This window comes from Streptomyces longisporoflavus (assembly GCF_014649775.1).
Lineage (GTDB): Bacteria > Actinomycetota > Actinomycetes > Streptomycetales > Streptomycetaceae > Streptomyces > Streptomyces longisporoflavus.
Genome location: NZ_BMTR01000012.1, coordinates 273,848 through 296,342, shown reverse-complemented (window position 1 = coordinate 296,342; position 22,495 = coordinate 273,848). Strand labels below are relative to the sequence as shown.

Below are 22,495 nucleotides of genomic sequence, written 5' to 3'. Positions count from 1 at the left end.
CTCCTCGGACGCCTGGCAGGAGGGCTGCCGCAACACGCTCCTGGTGGCCGAGCAGATCGACACCACCGGCATGTTCGAGAAGCGCGACCTGATGCCGAAGTTCGATGTGCCTCAGGGGTATACGGAGGTCAGCTGGTTCAGGGAGGAGGTGGCCACCGGAATGCGGCGGCGATTCCCCGATGGAGTCGGGGAGGCGTACGCGCGGCAGGCGGAGTACGAGATGGACATCATCATCCAGATGGGGTTCCCGGGGTACTTCCTGGTGGTCGCCGACTTCATCATGTGGGCCAAGAACAACGGCATCGCGGTGGGCCCGGGACGCGGTTCGGCGGCCGGTTCGCTGGTCTCGTACGCGATGGGAATCACGGACCTGGACCCTCTCACCCACGGCCTGATCTTCGAGCGGTTCCTGAATCCCGAACGCGTGTCGATGCCGGACGTGGACATCGACTTCGACGAGCGCAGGCGCGTCGAGGTGATCCGCTATGTGACGGAGAAGTACGGCGCCGACAAGGTCGCCATGATCGGCACGTACGGGAAAATCAAGGCGAAGAACGCCATCAAGGATTCCGCGCGCGTGCTCGGATATCCGTACGCGATGGGAGACCGCCTCACCAAAGCGATGCCGCCGGACGCGGGCGGAAAGGGAATCGAGCTCGCGGGCATCACGGACCCTGCCCATCCCCGCCACGCGGAGGCGGGCGAGATCCGTGCGATGTACGAGAACGAACCCGATGTACGGAAGGTCATCGACACCGCGAAGGGTGTGGAGGGCCTGGTCCGGCAGATGGGCGTGCACGCGGCCGGCGTCATCATGTCCAGCGAGCCGATCGTGGACCACGCGCCGATCTGGGTGCGGCACACGGACGGCGTGACGATCACGCAGTGGGACTACCCCCAGTGCGAGTCGCTCGGCCTGCTCAAGATGGACTTCCTGGGCCTGCGCAACCTCACCATCATGGACGACGCGGTCAAAATGGTGGCGGCGAACAAGGGCGTGGAACTCGACCTGCTCTCCATCCCCCTGGCGGACACGCGCACCTTCGAATTGTTCGGCCGGGGCGACACGCTTGGCGTCTTCCAGTTCGACGGCGGCCCGATGCGTTCCCTCATGCGGCTGATGAAGCCGGACGAGTTCGAGGACATCACGGCGGTCACGGCGCTCTACCGCCCCGGCCCGATGGGCATGAATACGCACACGAATTACGCGCTGCGGAAGAACGCCCAGCAGGAGATCACCCCCATTCATCCAGAGGTGGCGGAACCCCTGCAAGACGTGCTCGGCCTGACGTACGGCCTCGTCGTCTACCAGGAGCAGGTGCAAAAGGCGGCCCAGGTGCTCGCGGGCTACACCCTCGGCCAGGCGGACCTGCTGCGCAGGGCGATGGGAAAGAAGAAAAAGGAGGTCCTGGACAAGGAGTTCATCCCGTTCCGCGACGGCTGCCGGGAGCGCGGATACAGCGACGAGGCGATCCAGGCGGTCTGGGACGTACTGGTCCCGTTCGCGGGATACGCGTTCAACAAGGCGCATGCGGCGGCGTACGCGCTGGTCTCGTACTGGACGGCGTATCTGAAGGCTAATTACCCGGCCGAGTACATGGCCGCCGTACTGACCTCCGTCCGTGACGACAAGGACAAGTCGGCGGTGTATCTCAACGAGTGTCGCCGGATGGGGATCAGGGTCCTGCCGCCGAGCGTGAACGCGTCGGTGGCGAACTTCGCGGCGCAGGGCGACGACGTCATTCTCTTCGGTCTGACGGCGGTGCGGAATGTCGGCTCGAATGTGGTGGATTCGATCGTCAAGTGCAGGCAGGCGAAGGGGAAGTACGAATCCTTCCCGGACTACCTGGAGAAGGTGGACGCCACCGCCTGCAACAAACGCACGACCGAATCACTCATCAAGGCGGGCGCGTTCGACGAGCTGGGCCACACGCGCAAGGGCCTCGCCGCCTGCTACGAGCCGCTGATCGACGACGTGGTGCGGGTGAAGAGGAGGGAGGCGGAGGGGCAGTTCGACCTCTTCGGAGACGGTCCCGCGGAAGCGGGGACAGCGCTCGGCGGCGGTCGGGCGGAATTCCCCGCCGATGAGTGGGACAAGCCGTACCTCCTCGCCCGGGAACGGGAAATGCTAGGCCTCTACGTCTCCGACCACCCCCTGCTCGGCATCGAACACGTCCTCGCCGCCAAGGCCGACGCGGCGATCGCGAGCCTGGGCGGGGGCGAGCACGCGGACGGCGCGGTGGTGACGATCGGGGGCATCATCTCCGGGCTCCAGCGGAAGGTGACGAAGCAGGGCAACGCGTGGGCGGTAGCGACGGTGGAGGACCTGGCGGGCTCGCTGGAGTGCATGTTCTTCCCTGCGACGTACCAGCTCCTGTCCACCCAACTGGTCGAGGACACGGTGGTGTTCGTAAAGGGCCGCCTGGACAAGCGGGAGGACGTCCCGCGTCTGATCGGGATGGAACTCTCGGTCCCGGACCTTTCGCAGGCGGCGGCGGACGCACCTGTCCTGCTGGACATGCACGAGCCGCAGGTGACCCCGCGTTCGGTCGGCCGGCTGAAGGAGATCCTGCGCGCCCACCCCGGCCCCACGGAGGTGCGGCTGCGGGTGCGGGGCAGAGAGCGGACGACGGTGTACCGCCTGGGGTTCAGGGTCACGGTCCGCCCGGAGCTGTGGGCGGACCTCAAGGCGGCGGTGGTGGTGGCGCGGGGCTGAGTCATTTGCCGGGTCGGCAAATTTCCTCGCGGGCGGGGGAGGGGCGCGCCCAGGATCATGAGGAGCAGAGGACGTACGTCGTAGGACATACGTTGAAGGACATACGGCGTGTAGGACATGCGTCGTATCGACCGATCCGGGAGAAAGCATGTCGCACCCCACGCCGCAACATCGACTGGTGGACGTCCCCGGCGGCCGGATCCACCTGGTGGAGCAGGGGGAGGGGCCCCTGGTCCTCCTGGTCCACGGCTTCCCGGAGTCCTGGTACTCGTGGCGCCACCAGCTCCCCGTCCTCGCCGAGGCCGGCTACCGCGCGGTGGCGATCGACGTGCGCGGTTACGGCCGTTCGTCGAAGCCGCGGGACGTGGACGCGTACCGGATGCTGGAGCTCGTCGCCGACAACGCGGCGGTCGTACGGGCCCTGGGCGCGGAGACCGCCACGGTCGTGGGCCACGACTGGGGCGCGGGCATCGCGGCGAACTCGGCGCTGCTCGAACCGGACGTCTTCACGGCGGTGGGCCTGCTGAGCGTCCCCTACGCGCCCCGGGGCGGCCCTCGCCCCACGGACGCCTTCGCCATGATCGGCGGCCCCGACGAGGAGTTCTACGTCAGCTACTTCCAGGAGCCGGGCCGGGCGGAGGCGGAGATCGAGCCGGATGTACGGGGCTGGCTCGCGGGCTTCTACGCGGCGCTGTCGGCGGACACGATGCCGTCACCGTCCGACGGCTCGAGCGTGCACTTCGTACCCCGGGGCGGCCGGATGTCGGACCGCTTCCCGCCGCGTTCCGGGCTCCCTTCCGGGCTCCCTTCCTGGCTCCCTTCCTGGCTGACGGAGGCGGACCTCGACTTCTACGCGGGGGAGTTCGAGCGCACGGGCCTGACCGGCGCCCTCAACCGCTACCGCAACGTCGACCGCGACTGGGAGGACCTGGCGACGCGGGACGGCGCCCCGATCGTCCAGCCTTCCCTCTTCATCGGCGGCGACCAGGACGCGTCGACGACCTGGCTGTCCGACGCGATCAAGGCATACCCGCAGACCCTCCCCGGACTGGTCTCCTCGCACATCCTGGAGGGCTGCGGCCACTGGGTCCAACAGGAACGTGCGTACGAGGTGAACCGGCTGCTCGTGGAGTGGCTGAGGGCGGTGCACGGGACCGCCTGAGGGCGGTTATCCACAGGGGGCTGCCGGGCGGGGCCAATCGGCTGGCTAGTGGCCGGTGGGGGGCTCCATGCAGCCGGTTTCCATGAAGGGGCCGTTGGCTCTTGCCTCGTAGTTCGTCGGTTGGACGAAGGCGGTCACGCAGGCGTCCTTGCGGACGCGGAGGCCGATCATGGTGCCCTCGGGGGTGATGTACTCGTCGTTCTCGTAGCGGGAACGCATCTCCTGCACGATGAGATTGCCGCTGAGCACCTTGCCCTTGCTGCCGGTCTTCACGACCTCGTACCCGAGCTCACCGGTGAGCGCGGCCCGCACGCTCTCCGGGTCCCACTTCTTCTTGGCGTGGAGCCGCTTGAGGACGGGCGTCATACGGGCGGCCTCGGCCTCGGCGGCTTCCTCGCTGGCGGGGGACATGTCACCGGGGCGGCGGTAGGCGTTGTTCTCGCCGTTATGGGGAGCACCGTCGACTACGCCGGGTTCTACGTAGGGGGAGGCGCCCGGTGCGGGTGAGCTGGTGGGGCCGGCCGGGCCGGAACTCTGGCTCGGTGCGGGAGCGCCGACCGAGTCGTGCGGCTTCTCGCCGCAGGCGCATATCAGGGCGGCGCCCATGAGAAGAGCGGACGCCGCGCCGAGACGCCGCCGCTGCGTTGAGGTGACCATGCGGACCATGGCGGTGACTTTGCCATGGTTGAGCGCGGTGCGCTGCGGGTTAGCGGCGCTTTGTCTGTATGTGACGTATGAGTGCGGCGAGGCTTTCGGGGGTGGTGGAGAGGGCTTGGGTGGGGGCGTCGCTCTCACGGAGGCGCATGGCGCCGTTCGCTGCCCTCACCTCGACGCAGTTCGGCCCGTCGCCGCCTCCGGAGAGCGAGGACTTCTGCCACGCGAGGTTCTGTGCCATGCCGACCTCGACGCAGTTGGCGCCGTCGCCGCCGCCAGAGAACGACGACTTCTGCCACACAATGTTCTGTGCCACGGGGCGGTCGGACGCCACGCCGAGGCGTTGCCGTTGCGTTGAGGTGACCATGCGGGCCATGGCGGTGACTCTGCCACGGTTGCGTGGCGTGCGCAGCCCCTCCGGGGCGGGCGTCAGCTCTTCCTCGTCCGTACGTGACGTATGAGCGCGGCGAGGCTTTCGGGGGTGGGGGTCAGGACTTGGTTGGGGGCGTCGCTCTCGCGGAGACGGATGGCCCCTTCGGCGGAGGCAAGCTCCACGCAGTCCGACGAGTCCTGGCCGCCTGAGAATGACGACTTCTGCCACGTGATGTTCTGGGTCATGAAGAGGTCGGCCGCCTCGTCCGTACGTGACGTATGAGCGCGGCGAGGCTTTCGGGAGAGGTGGAGAGGACTTGGTCTGGGGTGTCGCTCTCGCGGAGGTGGATGGTGCTCTGTGCCAGGCCGATTTCGACGCAGTTGGCGCCGTCGCCGCCGCCGGAGAAAGAGGACTTCTGCCACGTGATCGTCGTCGTCATGTTCGGGTGCCTCAGACTTCCTTGGTCAGCCGGTGGATGAAATCTCTCGACCCTGCTTCGTCGAGTGCTGCGCTCTTCACCTTGTCGAACAGGGCGCGATACCGATCAAGCTGTGACTCACTGTCCAGGAACGCAACCCCATGCACGGAGTCCAGCAGCACCGTGTCCAGCTGCGGAACTGGTCCGCCCGCGTACAGCATCGAGTAGCCGACACCGGCGAACCCGTTCACGTCGAACGGGATGACGCGCACGGTGATGCCCGGCCGCTGTGTCATCTCCAGAATATGAGCCAGTTGCCGCTGCGCTACTGGCCGGTCGGCAACCCGGATCCGGAGCGCGGCCTCGTGGATCACGGCCTCATAGGGTGGCGCCTCAGGGCCGTCGAGGACGGACTGCCGACGCAGCCGATAGGCCACGCGAGCTTCGAGCTGCGCTGTGGGGAACTCGGGTACCGAGTAGGCAAAGATCGCCCGTACCTGATCCTCGGTCTGCAACAGCCCTGGCACGTGCGCGATCTCGATGGTGTTCAAGTACCGCGCATTTGCCTCTAGTTCGGCGAGATCCAGGAACCCCGACGGCAGCAGCTCCCGATACTCCTCCCACCAGCCATTCCCGCGCTCGGCTGCCATAGCCGCCAGCGCCTCCACCAGAGGGGCGTCATCGCAGGCGTACTGGCTGGCGAAGTGGCGTACACGGTCCGGGCTCACGCCGACGCGTGCCGATTCGGTACTGGACAGCTTCGGCTGGGCGATTCCCAGCGCGCGGGCTGCTTCCTGAACGGGCAGACCCGTCCGTTCTCTGAGCTTGCGCAGCTCGGTTGCGAGCCGCTCCTGCCTGGCTGTGATCACCTTTCGCGCTGGCATCTGCCTCTGCTCTCCCGCCACTTGAGGACCAGGGCAGTTTACGCGGGCGGCTTGACCGGGGTACTAAATTACCCTTACCGTCGGTGATGCGACGCACACGCTACGAAGTCTCGGGAGTCCGGAAGCGCACCGTCCCGCCATGCCATGGCGAGAGCGGCATGCCACCGCCCGATGTCGTAGCGAGCCCCACCCCCCCTTACTCCACTCGGAGTCACGCATGCCCAGAACCAGCGATGGCGACTGTCCGGACAAGCCAAACGGGACGGACGATCAAGGCGAACCGTGGGAGTACACCCTCTACATCCCGCATGACCTCCGCGCCGTCACCATCGGCCGCCGTACCCTCCGCCTCGTCCTCAACGCCCACGGCCTCCCGCACCTCGCGGAAGCCGCCGAACTCCTGGCGACCGAGTTGGTCAGCAACGCCCTACGGCATACGAAAGGCCCCGCCGCTCTGCGCCTGCGCTGGGCGGGGCGTGTGCTCCGGATCGGAGTGTGGGACGCCGATCCGACCCCGCCGGAGCCGGCATCACGCGTTGCCGCGTACGCAGAGGAGGGGCGCGGGCTGGGGCTCATCCGGAGTTGCTCGGACGGCTGGGGCTGGTATCCGCTCGGCGGGAGCGACGGCTCCGGCAAGTACGTCTGGTGCGAACTGACCGCTACCGCTACAGCCCTGGCCCGCTAGAGCTGTTGCGCCCGGAACTTCTCCACCAGTGCGGCCGGGGCCTTTTCCGGGGAGCCGGCGTCGTACGGGGGCTGGGGGTCGTACTCGATCATGAGTTGTACGGTCTGCGCGTGCTCGTCGCCCGCGATCTTGCCGGCCAGGGTGAGGCCCATGTCGATCCCGGCGGAGACGCCCGCGCCGGTGACGTACTTGCCGTCGAAGACGACGCGCTGCCCCGTCGACTCGACCCCGAACTGCTTGATCTGCTCCAGCGCCAGCCAGTGGGAGGTGGCGCGGCGGCCCTTGAGGAGACCGGCGGCGGCGAGGATGAGCGAGCCGGTGCAGACGGAGGTGGTCCAGGTGGTGGTGGCGTCGACGGCGCGGAGCCAGTCGAGGATGGCCTCGTTGCCGAGGGCGGGCTCCGGACTGCCGGGTACGACGACGATGTCCGGGCTGCTGACCTCGGCGAGGGACTTCGTGGCGACGAGGGAGAGGGCGCGGGTGTCGTCGAGCACCGGGCCCGCCTGCTCGGCGACGAAGACGACCTCGGCGCCGGGGAGGCTGGAGAGGGTCTGGAACGGGCCTATCGCGTCGAGGACGGTGAACTTGTCGTAGAGCAGGATCGCGATCTGCATGGGGTCCCTTTCCCGGGAGGTGGCGGCGATGACTTGCCGTGCCCTCAAGTCTTCAGGCGCGTTCCGGGGGCCGCAATGACGAGCAGCCCACCTTTACTGCCATGGGCTGCCGCCCCCGGACATGCGTCGACCGCGGTGGCTCCCCCTCCGCGCCACCGCGGTCGACCTCCCCCGTGTTCCCCCGTACCCCCGTGTCCCCCGTCGAGATGTAAGTCTTAGTCCTTCGCCGGCGGGGCGGGCGTGTGGCCCTCGCCCAGCGTGGTGACCGTGCCGTCCTTCGCCGGCGGGGCGGGCGTGTGGCCCTCGCCCTGGGTGGTGGCCGTGCCGTCCTTCGCCGGCGGGGCAGGGGTGTGGCCCTCGCCCATGGTCGTGATGCCGGTGTTCTTGTCGATTTCGCTCATATGAGACAACTCCTTCGTTCTGGGCGGGGCTTCAGGATCGGATACGCCCGTTCGGCAACTCCCCCGAGGATCGCCGAACGGGCGTATTGGGCCGCTTACCTTATCCGTAGGGCCCCTGCGACCCGTCTGCCCCCCGACGCGACGGATCGACTCCATGAGAGTGGCAGCCGCCCATAAACGTTCGATGAACGCCGCTCCGGGAAGTTCAGACAGCGCTGACGGGGGCCAGGAGCTTTCGCACCTGAGAGGCTTCCGGCGCCCCGGCTTCCTCGTGGATGGCGAGCGCCTCGCGCCAGCAGGCCTGTGCGCGGTCGACCTGCCCGAGTGCGACGAGGGACTCTCCCAGCAGGATCAGGACATTGGCCCGCATCCACTCCCCGCCCACGCATCCGATGGCGAGCGCCTGCTCGGAGTGCTGGGCTGCCCGGGCCGGATGACGGTCCGCGAGATACACCTGGGCGATGCGGTAGTGCGTCGTACCCTCCCACAGGCGCTGACGGTTCTCGGCGAAGATCTGCAGGGCGTCGTTCAGCTGATCGAGGGCTTCCGGGTGTCGGTCCGCACCGCTGAGGGCCAGCCCGAGCGTGTACTTCGCGTTGGCCAGGCGGAATGTGACCCCGAGGTCGCTGTAAATGGCGATCCCCTGCTTGGCGAGGTCGATGGACTTTGCGGTACGTCCCATCGCGAGAAGGGCCCGGGACAGGTTGCACAGGGCGCTCGCCTCGCTGGCGCGGTTGCCGTCGGCGCGGAAGACTTCGATCGCCTCGCGCAGGTGGATCTCGCTCACGGCAGGCCGGTTGATGCAGTTGTTGACGATTCCCTGCTCGTTGAGAGCGTTCCCGGTGGTCCACGGATCCCCGGAGTCCGCGGCGAGCGCCGAGGCGCGCTCCAGCTCGACGGCGGCGTCGTCGAAGCGCCCGAGTTTGTTGAGGACTTGGGCAAGGCTCACCCTCGCGCGCCCTTCGGCATGCGCGTCCCGCACGGCGGCGGCGGCATCGCAGGCGGCGCGCGTCGCCATCTCGTATCGGTACGAGATCGCCCCGGACTCCGCGAGATCCTTCGCGGCGAGCAGCATGTCCACCGCGCGTCGCAGACTGTCGGGGCTCAGCGAATGCTGGACGCACGCCAGGATGCAGGCGGCCTCAGCGTGCAACCAGTCGAAGGCCTTGGTGCTGTCCGTGAAGTCCAGGCCGGCCCGTTCGGTGACCTCCAAGTGGTCGGCCGTCCGGTCCCCGGGCCGCTCGATCGCATACACCCGAGCCGCGGATGCCAAGTAAAAGTCCAGCAACCGCGACATCGCCGCTTCCCGCTCACCCGGCGGCAACTCCCTCTCCGCGCACGCACGCGCGTAGAGCCGCACGAGGTCGTGGTAGCGGTAACGGCCAGGAGCCGCCGACTCGACCAGGGACGTGTCGACCAGCATTTCCAGCAGGTCTTCCGTCTCCTCGACCGGCAGGTCGAGGATCGCTGCCGCCGCCGCGAGGGAGAGGTCCGGGCCGTCTGCCAGGCCCAGCAGGCGGAACGCCCTCGCTTGCGCCGGCTCCAGCTGGCCGTAGCCCAGTTCGAACGTGGCCTTGACCGCGAGGTCGCCCGCCTGGAGTTCGTCCAGGCGGCGTCGCTCGTCCGCCAGCTTCGCGGCGAGGGTGGAGACCGTCCACGTGCGGCGCGCCGCCAGGCGCGAGGCCGCGATGCGGATCGCCAGGGGGAGGAAGCCGCACGCCGCGACCACGTCGAGCGCGGCCTTGCGCTCCGATGTCACCCTCTCCTCGCCGACGATCCGCGTGAAGAGAAGGAGGGCCTCCTCCGGCGACATCACGTCCAGGTCCACCAGGTGCGCGCCCGCCAGGTCCACCATCCGGATGCGGCTGGTGACCAGGGCCGCGCAGCCCTCCATGCCGGGGAGCAGCGGACGCACCTGCGCCGCGTCGCGCGCGTTGTCCAGGACCACCAGGACCCTGCGCCCGTCCAGCACGGAGCGGTACAGCGCCGCCCTCTCCTCCAGGGAGTCCGGGATCGCCGAATCGGGAGTTCCCAACGCCCGCAAGAACGCGCCGAGCACCGTTTCCGGCTCCGCCGCCCTCGCGCCCGCACCCTGCAGGTCGACGTACAGTTGACCGTCGGGGAAGTAGGCGCGGGCCACGTGCGCCACGTGGACCGCGAGCGTCGTCTTGCCCACGCCCCCGATGCCCGCGAGCGCCGAGACCGCCATCACGCGGCCCTCCGCCGCCGACAGGATCTCGCTCAGTTCCGATACGAAGGACGCCCGGCCCGTGAAGTCGGGGACTGTCGCCGGGAGCTGGGCAGGGCGTACCACCGCTGCCGCCGGTTCCGGGGCCGCCGCCGAGGGTTCGGCGAGGGCCGGGTCCGCCTGGAGAATCCGGTGCTGGAGTTCCTTCAGGCCGGGGCGCGGGTCCACCCCGAGTTCGTCCGCGAGCAGGCGGCGCGTGTCCGCGTACACCGCGAGGGCCTCCGCCTGGCGCCCGCTGCGGTACAGCGCCAGCATCAGCAGCTCCCGCAACCGCTCCCGCAGGGGGTGCGCCGCCGTGAGGGCCGTCAGCTCCGAGACCGCCTCCGCGTGGCAGCCGACCTCCAGGTCCATGTCAAGGCGGGACTCCAGGAGCTGCAGGCGCCACTCCTCCAGGCGCGTGCGCTCCGTTTCCGCGTACGGACCGGGGACGTTGGCCAGGGGCTCGCCGTCCCACAGGCCGAGCGCCTTGTTGACCAGGGAGCGCGCCTGGCATAGGTCGCCCACGCCGCGCGCCTTCTCCGCCTCCGTCCACAGGTCCTCCGCGAGCGCCAGGTCCAGGGCGCCGTCGGCCACCGCGATGGCGTAGCCGCCCGACTCGCTGACCAGGACACCGGCGGGCAGCACCTTGCGCAGCCGCGACGCGTACGTACGGACCGCGGCGAGCGCCTGCGAGGGCGGTTCGTCGCCCCAGAGGGCGTCGATCAGCTCATGCGCCGTCGCCGTGCGCCCGTCACGCAGCAGGAGCGCCGCCAGGAGCGCGCGCTGCTGCGGAGAGCCCATGGAGAGCTGCTCGGCGCCGTGCCACGCGCGTACGGGGCCGAGCACGCTGAAGTGTGGTCTCAGTTCCTCGGGGGCGTTCCCCGGGGCCGGACGCCGCTGGTCCGGTACTCGCGGTACAACGTCCATCGCTCCCCCTGCTGCCGTGCCCGGCCGTCACCGTGCCTGGTCGTGCGTCGCGGGTCTGCCCTGCCCGCGATTCTCGCTCTTTGCCTCGTTCGGTACTCCACCTGTCTCTTGCTCCCCGCCAGTTTGCCTTGTTCTTGGCGGATGCGTCAGCAGTGGGAGACGGCTCTCACAGGGTCCACGCACCAGTCGCCCGCTGTTGATCTGGGTACGGACGGCCGGCGGATCGCCGACCAGGCGTCGCCGTGCGGCCGGCGGATCGCCGTCGGATCGCCGACAGGGAGCTGACGGGTCGTCAGATCAGCGCTACCGTGGAGCACATGGAGACCACTGAGACCCTGCCGACGTTCCCGAGGATCATCTCGGTGGACGACCACACCGTTGAGCCGGCCAGCGTCTGGCGGGACCGGCTGCCGTCGAAGTACCGGGACAGCGGACCGCGCATCGTCCGGGCGCCCCTGAAGTCCATGAGCTTCATGGGCGGGAAATTCGCCCCGGTGATGGGCGCGAAGGGGGACGACGGGCCCATCGGCGACTGGTGGATCTACGAAGATCTGCACCGGCCCCTCACCCGCCTCGACACCGCCGTCGGGTACGACAGGGACGAGATCAAGCTGGAAGTCATCACGTACGAGCAGATGCGCCCGGGATCCTTCAGCGTGCCCGACCGCCTTGCCGACATGGACGTCAATCACGTCCAGTCCGCCCTCTGTTTCCCCACCTTCCCCCGTTTCTGCGGGCAGACGTTCACCGAGGCCAAGGACCGCGAGCTCGGCCTGCTCGGGGTGCGGGCGTACAACGACTGGATGGTGGAGGAGTGGTGCGGGCCCGAGGCGCGGGGCCGGCTCATCCCGCTCACGCTCATCCCGCTCTGGGACGCCGGACTAGCCGCCGCCGAGGTCCGCCGCAACGCCGCCCGCGGCGTACGCGCAGTCGCCTTCTCCGAGATACCGCCCCACCTGGGCCTCCCCTCCATCCACACGGACGAGTGGGACCCCTTCCTGCGGGCCTGCGACGAGACCGGCACCGTCATCGCCATGCACATCGGGTCGAGCAGCAAGATGCCGAGCACGTCCGCGGACGCGCCGCCCGCCGTGGGGTCCACGATCACCTTCGCCAACTGCTGCTTCTCGATGGTCGACTGGCTGATGAGCGGCAAGTTCGAGCGCTTCCCCCATCTGAAGATCATGTACGCGGAGGGGCAGATCGGCTGGATCCCGTACATCCTGGAGCGCGCCGACGTGGTCTGGGAGGAGAACCGCGGGTGGGGCGGGGTCGCCGACAAGGTGCACCGGCCGCCGTCCGAGCTCTTCGCCGAGCATGTCTACGGGTGCTTCTTCGACGACGCCTTCGGGCTGAAGAACCTCGACTCGATCGGCGTCGGGAACGTCCTGTACGAGACCGACTACCCGCACTCCGACTCGACCTGGCCCAAATCCAGGGAGGTCGGCGAGTCCCAGATGGGGCACCTGGCGCCGGATGTCGTCGACCGGATCGTGCGGGGCAACGCGATCGACCTGCTCGGCCTGACGGACGACGGGCTGTGGGCCGGGGCCTGACGCCACCGGGGAGCCCGGGTGCCCTGGAGGCGCCCGGGGCTCTTCTGTGCCCGACCGCCCCGACCCCTTGCCTGACGGCACGTCAGCTAAGACGATGAACCCCGTCGCCGTATATGACGGGCCGTCAGATCAAGGTGAGGGGTCGGGTTCCCATGGCTGCCAACGCGCTGGCGCACATCTTCCCGCAAGGGCGACTGGTCTACGGGATGCAGCTCCCGATCCAGTCGCAGAGCGTCATGTACGCGGAGGCGTGGGAGGCGGACGCCACCACCGAGGATCTCGCGGAGATCGCCCGCACCGCCGACCGGAGCGGCTTCGCCTACATCGCGAGCTGCGATCACGTGGCCATCCCGCGGCGGCTGGCCGACACCATGAGCACCGTCTGGTACGACCCGGTGGCCACCCTCTCCTTCCTCGCGGGGATCACCGGGAACGTACGGCTGATGAGCCATGTCGCCGTGGTCGGGCTCCGGCATCCGCTCGTCGTCGCCAAGCAGTACGCGACCCTGGACCGGCTCAGCGGCGGACGGTTGATCCTGGGGGTCGGGGCCGGGCACGTGCAGGAGGAGTTCGACGCGGTGGGGGCCGACTTCGAGCGGCGCGGGTCCGTGCTCGACGAGACCATGGACGCGCTCGGGGCCTCGCTCGGACCCGGGGAGTACCCCGAGCACCACGGCAAGCACTTCGACTTCGCGGGACTCGGGCAGAAACCGCGTCCCGCGCAGGAACGCGTGCCCCTCTGGGTGGGCGGATCGTCCCCCGCCGCCGTCCGCAGGGCCGCCGTCCGCGGTGACGGCTGGCTGCCGCAGGGCGACCCGCGCGACAAGCTGCCCGCGCAGATCGCCCGGCTCAAGCGGTTGCGCGAGGAGGCCGGGGTGGCCGAGCCGATCGTCGTGGGGGCGATCGCCGAGCCCCTGTACGTGGGGGAGCCCGGCTGGTCCGTGGGGCGGCGCACCCTCAGCGGTAAGCCGGAGGCCCTCGCGGAGTCGCTGCGCGCGTACGGGGCGATGGGGGTCCAGCAGCTACAGGTGCGCTTCCGCAGCCGCGACCGCGCCGAGCTCACCGATCAGATGGCCGCGTTCGCCGCCGAAGTCGCCCCGCACCTGAACTGACCGACTTCTCCCGGCGCCACCACTCAAGGAGTTTCGTATGGGCAAGCTGGACGGGCGCGTCGTCATCGTCACCGGTGGCGCGCGCGGGCAGGGCGAGCAGGAGGCGCGGCTCTTCGCCGCCGAGGGGGCGCGTGTCGTCATCGGCGACGTGCTCGACGAGCAGGGCGAGACCCTCGCCAAGGAGCTGGGCTCAGACGTGGCGAGGTACGTGCACCTCGACGTGAGCCAGGAGGCCGACTGGGACGCGGCGGTCTCCGCCGCCAAAGACGCTTTCGGGAAGATCGACGGGCTGGTCAACAACGCCGGGATCCTGCGCTTCAACGAGCTCGTCAGCACCCCGCTCGAAGAGTTCCAGAAGATCATCCAGGTCAACCAGGTCGGCTGCTTCCTCGGCATCCGCACCGTCGCGCCCGAGATCGCGGCCGCCGGCGGCGGGACCATCGTGAACACCGCCTCGTACACGGCGATGACGGGCATGGCCTACGTAGGCGCGTACGCAGCGACCAAGCACGCCATTCTCGGGCTCACCCGCGTCGCGGCCCTCGAACTCGCCGCGAAGAACATCCGCGTCAACGCCGTCTGCCCGGGCGCCGTCGACACCCCGATGACCAACCCCGCGCAGCTCGATCCGGGCGCCGATCCCGCCGCGGCGGGGGAGGCCGTCGCCGAGCTCTACAAGAAGCTCGTGCCGCTCGGGCGGATAGGCAGGCCCGAGGAGGTGGCCGCCCTCGCGCTGTTCCTGACCGGGGGCGACTCGGCCTACATCACCGGCCAGCCGTTCGTCATCGACGGTGGCTGGCTGGCGGGGGTCTCCATCGTCTGACGGCGCATCAGGTATTGACGCTCCACCCACCCGGTGGAACAGTCGACCCATCACGATCTGACGGTTCGTCAGAAACTCGCAGATACTCACGAGGATGGTGAACCTCCTTGGAATTCGGTCTCTTTGTACAGGGATACGTGCCCGCCAAGCGGGCCAAGGTCGACCCCGAAGCCGAGCACAAGGCGCTCATCGAGGAGACCGAGTACGTCATCCAGGCCGACAAGTCGGGCTTCAAGTACGCCTGGGCCTCCGAGCACCACTTCCTGGAGGAGTACTCGCACCTCTCCGCCAACGACGTCTTCCTCGGCTACCTCGCCCACGCCACCGACCGCATCCACCTCGGCTCCGGCATCTTCAACCCGCTCGCCCCGGTGAACCACCCGGTCAAGGTCGCCGAGAAGGTCGCCATGCTCGACCATCTCTCCGAAGGCCGCTTCGAGTTCGGGTCGGGACGCGGCGCCGGGTCGCACGAGATCCTGGGCTTCATGCCGGGCATCACCGACATGAACCACACCAAGGAACTCTGGGAAGAGACGATCGCCGAGTTCCCCAAGATGTGGCTCCAGGACGAGTACGTCGGCTTCCAGGGCAAACACTGGTCGCTGCCGCCCCGCAAGGTCCTGCCCAAGCCGTACGGGAAGTCGCACCCGCCGATGTGGTACGCCGCCGGGTCCCCGCCCTCGTACGCGATGGCCGGCAAGAAGGGGCTCGGAGTCCTCGGCTTCAGCGTGCAGAAGGTCTCCGACATGGAATGGGTCCTCGACTCGTACAAGACGGCCGTGAAGGAGGCCGAGCCGGTCGGTGACTTCGTCAACGACAACGTCATGGTGACCTCGACCGCGATCTGTGCCCAGACGCACAAGAAGGCCGTGGAGATAGCCGTCAGCGGCGGGCTCAACTATCTGCAGTCGCTGCTCTTCCGCTACCACGACACCTTCCCGCGCCCCGAGGGCATCCCCGAGTGGCCCGAGCTGCTCCCCGAGTACACCGAGGAGATCATCGAGCTGCTCATCGCCGAGGAGCTGATGATCTGCGGTGACCCGGACGAGGTGCTCACGCAGTGCAAGCGGTGGGAGCAGGCCGGAGCGGATCAGCTCAGCTTCGGTCTGCCGATCGGGGTCTCGCCCGAGGACACGAAGAACACGATCAAGCTGATCGGTGAGCATGTGATTCCGAAGATCGACACCGATCCCGTGCACCGCACCACTCGTATGCGGGGTACGGGGGCCTCCGGCGGTTGAGCCGGCATCTCTGACTGCCCCGGCTTCCTCTCCCGGACGGAAGCCGGGGTGCCCTTCTTCGCCCGATTCCGCGCACCGAAAAACACCGATCAAGGGGGCTGTCCACCGTCATGCTCGACCACCTCATCAAGGGCGCGACCGTAGTCGACGGGACCGGCGCCCCCGCGTACACCGCCGACGTCGGCATCCGGAACGGGCGCATAGCCGTCGTCGCCGAGCCCGGCACCGTCACCGAGTCCGCCGCGACCAGCGAAGACGCCGCGGGGCGCGTCCTCGCCCCCGGTTTCGTCGACCCGCACACGCACTACGACGCCCAGCTCTTCTGGGACCCCTACGCGACCCCGTCCCTGAATCACGGCGTCACCACCGTCGCGGGCGGCAACTGCGGTTTCACGCTCGCCCCGCTGAACCCCGACCGGCCCGAGGACGCCGACTACACGCGCCGGATGATGTCCAAGGTCGAGGGCATGTCCCTGGTGGCGCTCGAAGAGGGCGCGCCCTGGTCGTGGAGTTCGTTCGGCGAGTATCTGGACGCCCTGGAGGGGCGCGTCGCCGTCAACGCGGGCTTCATGGTGGGGCATTGCGCGCTGCGGCGGTACGTCATGGGCGCGGACGCGGTCGGCGGGCAGCCGACCCCCGGGCAGCTCGACGAGATGCTGCGGCTCTTCCACGAGGCGATGGACGCGGGCGCCTGGGGGCTCTCCACCACGCAGTCGTCCACGCACTCGGACGGCGACGGGAAGCCGGTGGCATCGCGGCACGCGAAGCCCGAGGAGCTGCTCGCGCTCAGCCGGGCCGTCGCCGAGCACGAGGGCACGCAGCTCGAAGCCATCGTCGCGGGCTGTCTCGACCAGTTCAGTGACGACGAGATCGACCTGTTCGTGGAGATGAGCGCCGCCGCCGGACGGCCCCTCAACTGGAACGTCCTCACCATCGACTCCGCCGTCCCCGAGCGCGTACCGCGCCAGCTGGTCGCCAGCGAGCGCGCCCGCAAGTCCGGCGGCCGGATCGTGGCCCTGACGATGCCGATCCTCACCCCCATGAACATGTCGCTGGGCACCTTCTGCGCCCTGAACCTGATCCCCGGCTGGGGCGACATCCTCGGCCTGCCCGTCCCCGAGCGCGTCGCCGAGCTGCGCGATCCGGACGTCAGGGCCGGGATGCTGCGGCACGCCGCGAGCAAGGAGGCCGGGGTCTTCAGGCGGCTCGCGAACTTCGACCGGTATGTCATCGGGGACACGTACTCCAAGGAGAACGAGGGCCTCACCGGCCGCGTAGTCGGTGACATCGCCGCCGAGCGCGGCCAGGAAGCCTTCCAGTGCCTCGTCGAGATCTGCGCCAACGACGACCTGCGTACGGTCCTGTGGCCGATGCCCGCCGACAACGACCCCGCCTCGTGGGCCCTGCGCCAGGAGACCTGGCAGCACGAGGACGTCATGCTGGGCGGCTCCGACGCGGGCGCGCACCTGGACCGCATGTGCGGAGCCCCGTACACGACCCGGTTCATCGGGGACTGTCTGCGGGGGCGCAAGCTCGTGGGCCTGGAGCAGGCGGTGAAGATGCTCACCGACGATCCCGCGCAGCTCTTCGGGCTGCGGGGCAGGGGCCGTATCGAGGAGGGCTTCCACGCCGACCTCGTGCTGTTCGACCCCGAGCGCATCGACGCGGGGAAGGCCACGCTGGTGCACGACCTGCCCGGCGACAGCCCGCGCCTGGACTCGAAGGCGATCGGCATCAACGCCGTCTGGGTCAACGGGGTCGAGGCCATCCGCGAGGACCGGGTGACGGGCGCGACGCCCGGTACGGTGCTCCGCTCGGGCCGGGACACCAGGACGGTGAGCACCAAGTGACACGTCAAGCCGACTCGGAACAGCGGCTGTTCATCGGCGGTGAGTGGGCCGTGCCCGACGCCGGCCACTACGAGGTGATCGACCCGGCCACGGAGGAAGTCGTCGGCCTGGCTCCCGAGGCGAGCCGCGAGCAGGTGCACGCGGCGGCCGGCGCCGCCCGCGAGGCCTTCGCCACCTGGTCGCGTACGACACCCGAGGAGCGGGCCACGGTACTGGACCGCGCCGCGTCGATCATGGAGCGGGACTTCTCCTCGTACGCGGAACTCGCGCAGGCCGAGAGCGGCGCGACGACCGGGACGGCGCGGGGCATGCAGGTCGCGGTGTCGGTGGCGCGCTTCAAGCGGTACGCGAAAGGCGCGCTGGAGCCGGTGGAGGCAGGTCTGCCCCCGCAGATCAACGAGGCCGGCCCCATGGGCAAGGCGGGGGTCGTGGGGGCGCTCACCGTCCGCCAGCCGGTGGGCGTGGTCACCTGCGTCACCTCGTACAACAACCCGTGGGCCAACCCGGCGGGCAAGGTGGCGCCCGCTCTGGCCATGGGCAACACGGTCGTCGTGAAGCCCGCCCCGCAGGACCCGCTCTCGGTGTACCGGATGGCGGCGGCCCTTGAGGAGGCCGGGGCGCCGCCGGGTGTGGTGAACGTGGTGAGCGGCGCGCGCCCGGAGGTCGGCGAGGCGGCCGTGGACTCTCCGGACGTCGACATGGTGAGCTTCACCGGCTCGACGGCGGTGGGGCAGCGGATCGCCGAGGTGTGCGGCCGCGGCATGAAACGCCAGCTGATGGAGCTGGGCGGCAAGGGCGCGGCGCTCGTCTTCGAGGACGCGGACCTCGACTCGGCGGTGGCGGGGATCGGGACGACGTACGCCTTCTACAGCGGGCAGATCTGTACGGCCCCGACGCGGGTGATCGCGCACCGCGCGATCTACGACCGGCTGATCGAGAAGCTGACGGGCTACATCGGCTTCATGAAGGTCGGCGATCCGCGGGCGGAAGGGACGGTGGTCGGTCCGGTGATCTCCGCGGCGCACCGGGACCGCGTCGAGTCGTACGTGGAGCTGGGCCGCAAGGAAGGCGCACGGGTCGTCGCGGGCGGCGAGCGCCCGGCAGGGCCCGGCCTCGACCGCGGCTTCTACGTCGCCCCGACGCTGCTCGCCGACTGCACGAACGACATGAGGGTGGTCCGGGAGGAGATCTTCGGCCCCGTCGTGGTGGTGGTCCCCTTCGAGGACGAGGAGGAGGGCATCGCGCTCGCCAATGACAGCGACTACGGCCTCATCGACTACGTCTGGTCGGGCGACGTGGCCCGCGCCTTCCGTGTGGCGCGGCGGCTGCGGGCGGGCGGGGTCGGCGTGAACACGATCGGCCGGAACATGGAGGCGCCGTTCGGCGGGTTCAAGAAGAGCGGGGTCGGGCGGGACGTGGGCTCGTACGCGCTGCACGCGTACAGCGAGGTGCAGTCGATCGTGTGGCCGGGGTGACCTCGCCTTTGTCCGGTATGTGGACTGTGGGAAGCAGCTCGGGAAAATTTTGAAACGGGTTAAAACGGACAGTGCTGCGGTTCTCGCATACCGGACGGTCTGAGTTTTGCCTGGCAATGATGAAGGGGAGTCGTTAATAGATCAAGTAATCGATGGCCGCTGCCCCAATTCCTCCATCGAACGCAAGGCTTGCGATCCGGATGTTCATCCTCCGTATGTGGAAACCGCAGCCCTTAACGTCCTGTTCATGACCCAGTTGGACGTACGGCCCCAGGCCGGAGACACGGTAAACGGCGCCCCGGACGGGGGCGTACGCGCCAAAGGACTCGGCGGCAACTCCGTCGGCCTCATGGGCAGCGCCGTCATCGGCATCTCCACCGTCGCCCCCGTCTACTGCCTGACGTCGACCCTCGGCTCCACGGCCGGCGAGGTCGGCCTGGCCATGCCCGCGGTCTTCCTCGCGGGCTTCCTGCCGATGCTCCTGGTGGCCTTCGCCTATCGCGAGCTCAACAAGGCCATGCCGGACTGCGGCACGTCGTTCACCTGGACGGTCAAGGCCTTCGGGCCCCGGATCGGCTGGATGTGCGGCTGGGGCCTCGTCATCGCCACGATCATCGTCCTTTCGAACCTGGCGGGCGTGGCGACCTCGTACTTCTGGCTCCTGGCCGGCGAGATCACGAGCAGTGACTCCGTGGCGGCCCTCGACGACGACAAAGCCGTCCACATCCTCACGTGCCTGGCCCTGATCGCCGCCGCGACCGCGATCAGCTACCGGGGGATGACGGCGACCAAGGGAGTGCAGTACCTCCTGGTCGGGCTGCAACTCGTGGTCCTCGCGCTCTTCGTCGCGATGGCACTCGGCAAGGCCCGCAGCGGTGACATCGCCGGTTCCATGGACTTCTCCTGGTCCTGGCTGAATCCCTTCTCCGTCCAGTCCTTCGGCGCCTTCACGGCCGGTCTCTCCCTGTCGATCTTCATGTTCTGGGGATGGGACGCGTGCCTGACCGCCAATGAGGAGACCACGGGCAGCGAGAAGACGCCGGGCCGCGCCGCGCTCATCTCGATGGTCGTCCTGATCGGCTCCTACCTCGCCACCGGAATCGCCGCCCAGATGGCCGTCGGCTCCGGCGACACGGGGCTCGGCCTCGCCAACCCGGACACCTCCGACAACGTCTTCGCCGCGCTCGCCGGGCCGATCATGGGCAACGGCCTCGGCATCCTGCTCTTCGTCGCCGTCCTCGCCTCGGCCGCCGCGAGCCTTCAGACCACGTTCATCCCGGTGGCCCGCACGGTCCTCGCGATGGCGGCGTACGAGGCGCTTCCGGCCTCCTACGCGCGCGTGCACCCCCGGTTCAAGACCCCGGGCCGCGCGACGGTCGTGGCCGGTGTCGCGACCGGCGTCTTCTACACGGTCATGACACTGGTCTCCGAGCACGTCCTCGTCGACACGATCTACGCGCTCGGCCTCATGATCTGCTTCTACTACGCACTGACTGCGTTCGCCTGCGCCTGGTACTTCCGCCGCGAACTGTTCTCGTCCGCGCGCGACTTCGCCTTCAAGGGCTTCTTCCCGGTGTTCGGCGGCATCCTGCTCACCGCCGTCTTCGTCAAGACCCTGGTGGACATGTGGAACCCCGCCTACGGCAGCGGCTCCAGCGTCTTCGGCGTCGGCTCGGTCTTCGTGATCGGCGTCGGCCTGCTGCTGCTCGGCGTGGTGATCATGCTGGTGATGGGCCGCAGGAGCCCGGCGTTCTTCCGGGGCGAGGTCCTGAAGCGGGACACTCCGGCGCTGGTCGTCGCGGACTGACCCGCGCCGCGAGTGCCCCGCCGGGGAGCTAGTCCCGGCCCAGGAAGACCGGGTTCGTGAAGGCCGCCAGCGGGCCCGGCAGCCCTGCCGTCACCGGGGCGTGGCGGACCTCGGCCCGTACGTAGGCCGCGTACGAAGGGGTGGTCCGCCACTCCGCCGTGCCGGAGCCTGACGCGGGCAGCGCGGGGCCCGTGAAGAGGATGCCCTGGTCCGTGACGAACCGGATCGTGCAGCCGGGGGCGCCGGTGACGTCGAGGCGGATGGTCACCGGGGCTTCCTGCTCGACGTAGAGGCGGTCGCCGATGCCCGCCTGCTTGCCCTTGCCGCCGGTCGCCGTGAACTTGAGCGCCACGTTCTTGTTCTCGGCGACATAGCTGTGGCCCGCGCGGATGCCCGCCTGGATGGCCTCGCGGGACAGGTCGTCCGCGAGTACCACCGTCTGCGGGGAGCCGACGGGGTCGGGGTCGCGGTGGGCGTCGCTGTTGCCCATTGCGGGAATCCACCGTTTGCGGCCGCGCACCGACGCGACGAGCGTGTTGTCCCACTCGGCGAGGGACACCTCGTCGTCCGGGGTGTACGCGCCGTTCCACACCTCCACCGCGTCCGCTTCCCCGAAGCCGAACTTCCAGTTGCAGCCGATGCAGGTGCCGTGCGGATGGGCGGGGACGACGAGGCCGCCCGCGTCGCGGACCTCGCGGGCGAACTTGCCGAAGCGGTTGTCGCGGGCGCGGTAGCGCCAGTCGACGAACGTGCCGGGGTCCGTGCCGAGGGCGACCACGTGGCCGTTGCGGGTGGTGACCTCCTCGCCCAGCATGATCAGCAGGTCGTCGCCCGCCTGGTCGGCCCAGTGGGCATGCGCGGAGTGCGTGTTGTGCTCGGAGGAGTTGATGAAGTCGAGGCCGGCGGCGCGCGCGAGCGCCGCGATCTCGGCGGGGGTGCGCCTGCCGTCGGAGTACCAGGAGTGCAGGTGGCAGTCGCCGCGGTACCAGGCGCGACCCCGCCCCTTCGCCCGCTCCGGCGGGTAGGACGGCCGGGGCGTCCTGCCGGGCTCCCCATACTTGAGCGTGATCGTGACCTCGTACGGGAGGCCCTGCGGGGCGACGGTGTACGGGCCGAGCGCGATGTTCCAGGTGCCCGCCTTGACCGGGCCGGGGATGTAGCCGGGCGTCGCCTCGTCGGCGCGGATGAAGAACTCCGTGCGCGCGCCGCCCGACCAGCCCCGGAAGCCCTTGCCGCCGAGGGCGGTGCCGCGCTGGTCGAAGATGCCGATGTCGAGCGCGTTGCCCGGCGTGCCCGCCGGGACGGTGACCTTCTCGTAGGTGTACGCGACGTGGATCTCCCGTACGCCTTCGGGAACTTCGACCGGCAGGTACACGAAGTCGGGTGACCCGGTGGGCAGCGTCCCGCGCACCACCTTGGTCTCGTCGCCACTTCCGGGTGCGCGCCCTGCGGCGCTCGCGAAGCTCACGCTGTTCAACGTAAGCGCGGCGGCGGCTCCCGTCACGAGCAGACCGCGCCGCTTGAGGGGCGTGTCGGCGGCTCTGGTCCGGTGATGTTCGTCCTCGCACAT

At 69.3% G+C, this 22,495-nt stretch carries 19 protein-coding genes; 10 read left to right on the top strand and 9 right to left on the bottom strand.

Translation table 11 applies throughout. The annotated features are described in order from the left end of the window. On the top strand, positions 1-2,716 hold a 2,716-nt coding region (gene dnaE, locus IE226_RS25265; RefSeq protein WP_190083637.1), incomplete at its 5' end, for a DNA polymerase III subunit alpha. A 148-nt stretch (positions 2,717-2,864) separates the two neighbouring features. Continuing rightward, positions 2,865-3,878, top strand: a complete 1,014-nt coding sequence (locus IE226_RS25260; protein WP_190083636.1) for an alpha/beta fold hydrolase — start codon at positions 2,865-2,867, stop codon at positions 3,876-3,878. Positions 3,879-3,923: 45 nt separating this feature from the next. Here IE226_RS25260 and IE226_RS25255 read toward each other — a convergent pair whose 3' ends face one another. The 5 genes from IE226_RS25255 to IE226_RS25235 are packed head-to-tail and all read right to left on the bottom strand — an operon-like array spanning position 3,924 to position 6,207. Next, complete coding sequence (locus IE226_RS25255; RefSeq protein ID WP_190083635.1) at positions 3,924-4,535, bottom strand: hypothetical protein; 612 nt, start codon at positions 4,533-4,535, stop codon at positions 3,924-3,926. 49 nt (positions 4,536-4,584) lie between these two features. After that, positions 4,585-4,908, bottom strand: a complete 324-nt coding sequence (locus tag IE226_RS25250; RefSeq protein ID WP_190083634.1) for a DUF397 domain-containing protein — start codon at positions 4,906-4,908, stop codon at positions 4,585-4,587. A 53-nt stretch (positions 4,909-4,961) separates the two neighbouring features. Continuing rightward, entirely contained in the window at positions 4,962-5,150 is a 189-nt protein-coding gene (locus IE226_RS25245) for a DUF397 domain-containing protein (RefSeq protein WP_190083633.1), read from the bottom strand. Further along, positions 5,147-5,344 (bottom strand): DUF397 domain-containing protein, encoded by a 198-nt coding sequence (locus IE226_RS25240; protein WP_190083632.1) that lies wholly within the window; start codon positions 5,342-5,344, stop codon positions 5,147-5,149. Before IE226_RS25240 ends, IE226_RS25245 begins: the two co-directional genes overlap by 4 nt. Positions 5,345-5,355: 11 nt before the next feature. Next, a complete protein-coding gene (locus tag IE226_RS25235; protein ID WP_190083631.1) occupies positions 5,356-6,207 on the bottom strand; it encodes a helix-turn-helix domain-containing protein in 852 nt (283 codons plus the stop codon). 217 nt (positions 6,208-6,424) lie between these two features. Between IE226_RS25235 and IE226_RS25230 the strand changes: the two genes are divergently transcribed. After that, positions 6,425-6,892 carry an ATP-binding protein gene (locus IE226_RS25230; protein WP_190083630.1) on the top strand — a complete coding sequence of 156 codons (468 nt, stop codon included), beginning with the start codon at positions 6,425-6,427 and terminating at the stop codon, positions 6,890-6,892. Here the strand turns inward: IE226_RS25230 and IE226_RS25225 are convergent. The 3 genes from IE226_RS25225 to afsR all read right to left on the bottom strand — a co-directional run bounded on the left by IE226_RS25225 (position 6,889) and on the right by afsR (position 11,061). Beyond that, positions 6,889-7,506 carry a DJ-1/PfpI family protein gene (locus IE226_RS25225; protein WP_190083629.1) on the bottom strand — a complete coding sequence of 206 codons (618 nt, stop codon included), beginning with the start codon at positions 7,504-7,506 and terminating at the stop codon, positions 6,889-6,891. The genes IE226_RS25230 and IE226_RS25225 overlap by 4 nt on opposite strands. Before the next feature lie 215 nt (positions 7,507-7,721). Further along, positions 7,722-7,907 carry a sigma-like protein gene (locus IE226_RS25220; RefSeq protein WP_190083628.1) on the bottom strand — a complete coding sequence of 62 codons (186 nt, stop codon included), beginning with the start codon at positions 7,905-7,907 and terminating at the stop codon, positions 7,722-7,724. 205 nt (positions 7,908-8,112) lie between these two features. Then, on the bottom strand, positions 8,113-11,061 hold the full coding sequence (afsR, locus tag IE226_RS25215) for an SARP-family global regulator AfsR (protein WP_190083627.1): 2,949 nt from the start codon (positions 11,059-11,061) through the stop codon (positions 8,113-8,115). Between the two features lie 335 nt (positions 11,062-11,396). Between afsR and IE226_RS25210 the strand changes: the two genes are divergently transcribed. From IE226_RS25210 to IE226_RS25180, 7 genes are all read left to right on the top strand, one after another. After that, positions 11,397-12,617, top strand: a complete 1,221-nt coding sequence (locus IE226_RS25210) for an amidohydrolase family protein (RefSeq protein ID WP_190083662.1) — start codon at positions 11,397-11,399, stop codon at positions 12,615-12,617. A gap of 152 nt (positions 12,618-12,769) precedes the next feature. Continuing rightward, the gene (locus tag IE226_RS25205) at positions 12,770-13,729 is read left to right on the top strand and encodes a TIGR03619 family F420-dependent LLM class oxidoreductase (protein WP_229871523.1); all 960 of its coding nucleotides are present in this window, start codon (positions 12,770-12,772) and stop codon (positions 13,727-13,729) included. 37 nt (positions 13,730-13,766) lie between these two features. Continuing rightward, a complete protein-coding gene (locus tag IE226_RS25200; RefSeq protein ID WP_190083626.1) occupies positions 13,767-14,552 on the top strand; it encodes an SDR family NAD(P)-dependent oxidoreductase in 786 nt (261 codons plus the stop codon). 107 nt (positions 14,553-14,659) lie between these two features. Beyond that, complete coding sequence (locus tag IE226_RS25195) at positions 14,660-15,793, top strand: LLM class flavin-dependent oxidoreductase (RefSeq protein WP_190083625.1); 1,134 nt, start codon at positions 14,660-14,662, stop codon at positions 15,791-15,793. A gap of 110 nt (positions 15,794-15,903) precedes the next feature. Next, positions 15,904-17,643 (top strand): N-acyl-D-amino-acid deacylase family protein, encoded by a 1,740-nt coding sequence (locus tag IE226_RS25190; protein ID WP_190083624.1) that lies wholly within the window; start codon positions 15,904-15,906, stop codon positions 17,641-17,643. Continuing rightward, entirely contained in the window at positions 17,640-19,118 is a 1,479-nt protein-coding gene (locus tag IE226_RS25185; protein WP_190083623.1) for an aldehyde dehydrogenase family protein, read from the top strand. Before IE226_RS25190 ends, IE226_RS25185 begins: the two co-directional genes overlap by 4 nt. 247 nt (positions 19,119-19,365) lie before the next feature. Then, positions 19,366-20,925, top strand: a complete 1,560-nt coding sequence (locus IE226_RS25180) for an APC family permease (protein WP_190083622.1) — start codon at positions 19,366-19,368, stop codon at positions 20,923-20,925. Between the two features lie 28 nt (positions 20,926-20,953). On the opposite strand, the gene IE226_RS25175 is transcribed toward IE226_RS25180, so the two are convergent. Beyond that, a complete protein-coding gene (locus tag IE226_RS25175; RefSeq protein WP_190083621.1) occupies positions 20,954-22,495 on the bottom strand; it encodes a CehA/McbA family metallohydrolase in 1,542 nt (513 codons plus the stop codon).

Coding starts and splice junctions, on each gene's coding strand:
- IE226_RS25180 (WP_190083622.1), top strand. CDS start 19,366: ATGACCCAGTTGGACGTACGGCCCCAGGCCGGAGACACGGTAAACGGC.
- IE226_RS25250 (WP_190083634.1), bottom strand. CDS start 4,908: ATGGCCCGCATGGTCACCTCAACGCAACGGCAACGCCTCGGCGTGGCG.
- IE226_RS25205 (WP_229871523.1), top strand. CDS start 12,770: ATGGCTGCCAACGCGCTGGCGCACATCTTCCCGCAAGGGCGACTGGTC.
- IE226_RS25220 (WP_190083628.1), bottom strand. CDS start 7,907: ATGAGCGAAATCGACAAGAACACCGGCATCACGACCATGGGCGAGGGC.
- IE226_RS25190 (WP_190083624.1), top strand. CDS start 15,904: ATGCTCGACCACCTCATCAAGGGCGCGACCGTAGTCGACGGGACCGGC.
- IE226_RS25260 (WP_190083636.1), top strand. CDS start 2,865: ATGTCGCACCCCACGCCGCAACATCGACTGGTGGACGTCCCCGGCGGC.
- IE226_RS25235 (WP_190083631.1), bottom strand. CDS start 6,207: ATGCCAGCGCGAAAGGTGATCACAGCCAGGCAGGAGCGGCTCGCAACC.
- IE226_RS25200 (WP_190083626.1), top strand. CDS start 13,767: ATGGGCAAGCTGGACGGGCGCGTCGTCATCGTCACCGGTGGCGCGCGC.
- IE226_RS25255 (WP_190083635.1), bottom strand. CDS start 4,535: ATGGTCACCTCAACGCAGCGGCGGCGTCTCGGCGCGGCGTCCGCTCTT.
- IE226_RS25175 (WP_190083621.1), bottom strand. CDS start 22,495: ATGTGCGAGGACGAACATCACCGGACCAGAGCCGCCGACACGCCCCTC.
- IE226_RS25230 (WP_190083630.1), top strand. CDS start 6,425: ATGCCCAGAACCAGCGATGGCGACTGTCCGGACAAGCCAAACGGGACG.
- IE226_RS25245 (WP_190083633.1), bottom strand. CDS start 5,150: ATGACCCAGAACATCACGTGGCAGAAGTCGTCATTCTCAGGCGGCCAG.
- afsR (WP_190083627.1), bottom strand. CDS start 11,061: ATGGACGTTGTACCGCGAGTACCGGACCAGCGGCGTCCGGCCCCGGGG.
- IE226_RS25225 (WP_190083629.1), bottom strand. CDS start 7,506: ATGCAGATCGCGATCCTGCTCTACGACAAGTTCACCGTCCTCGACGCG.
- IE226_RS25240 (WP_190083632.1), bottom strand. CDS start 5,344: ATGACGACGACGATCACGTGGCAGAAGTCCTCTTTCTCCGGCGGCGGC.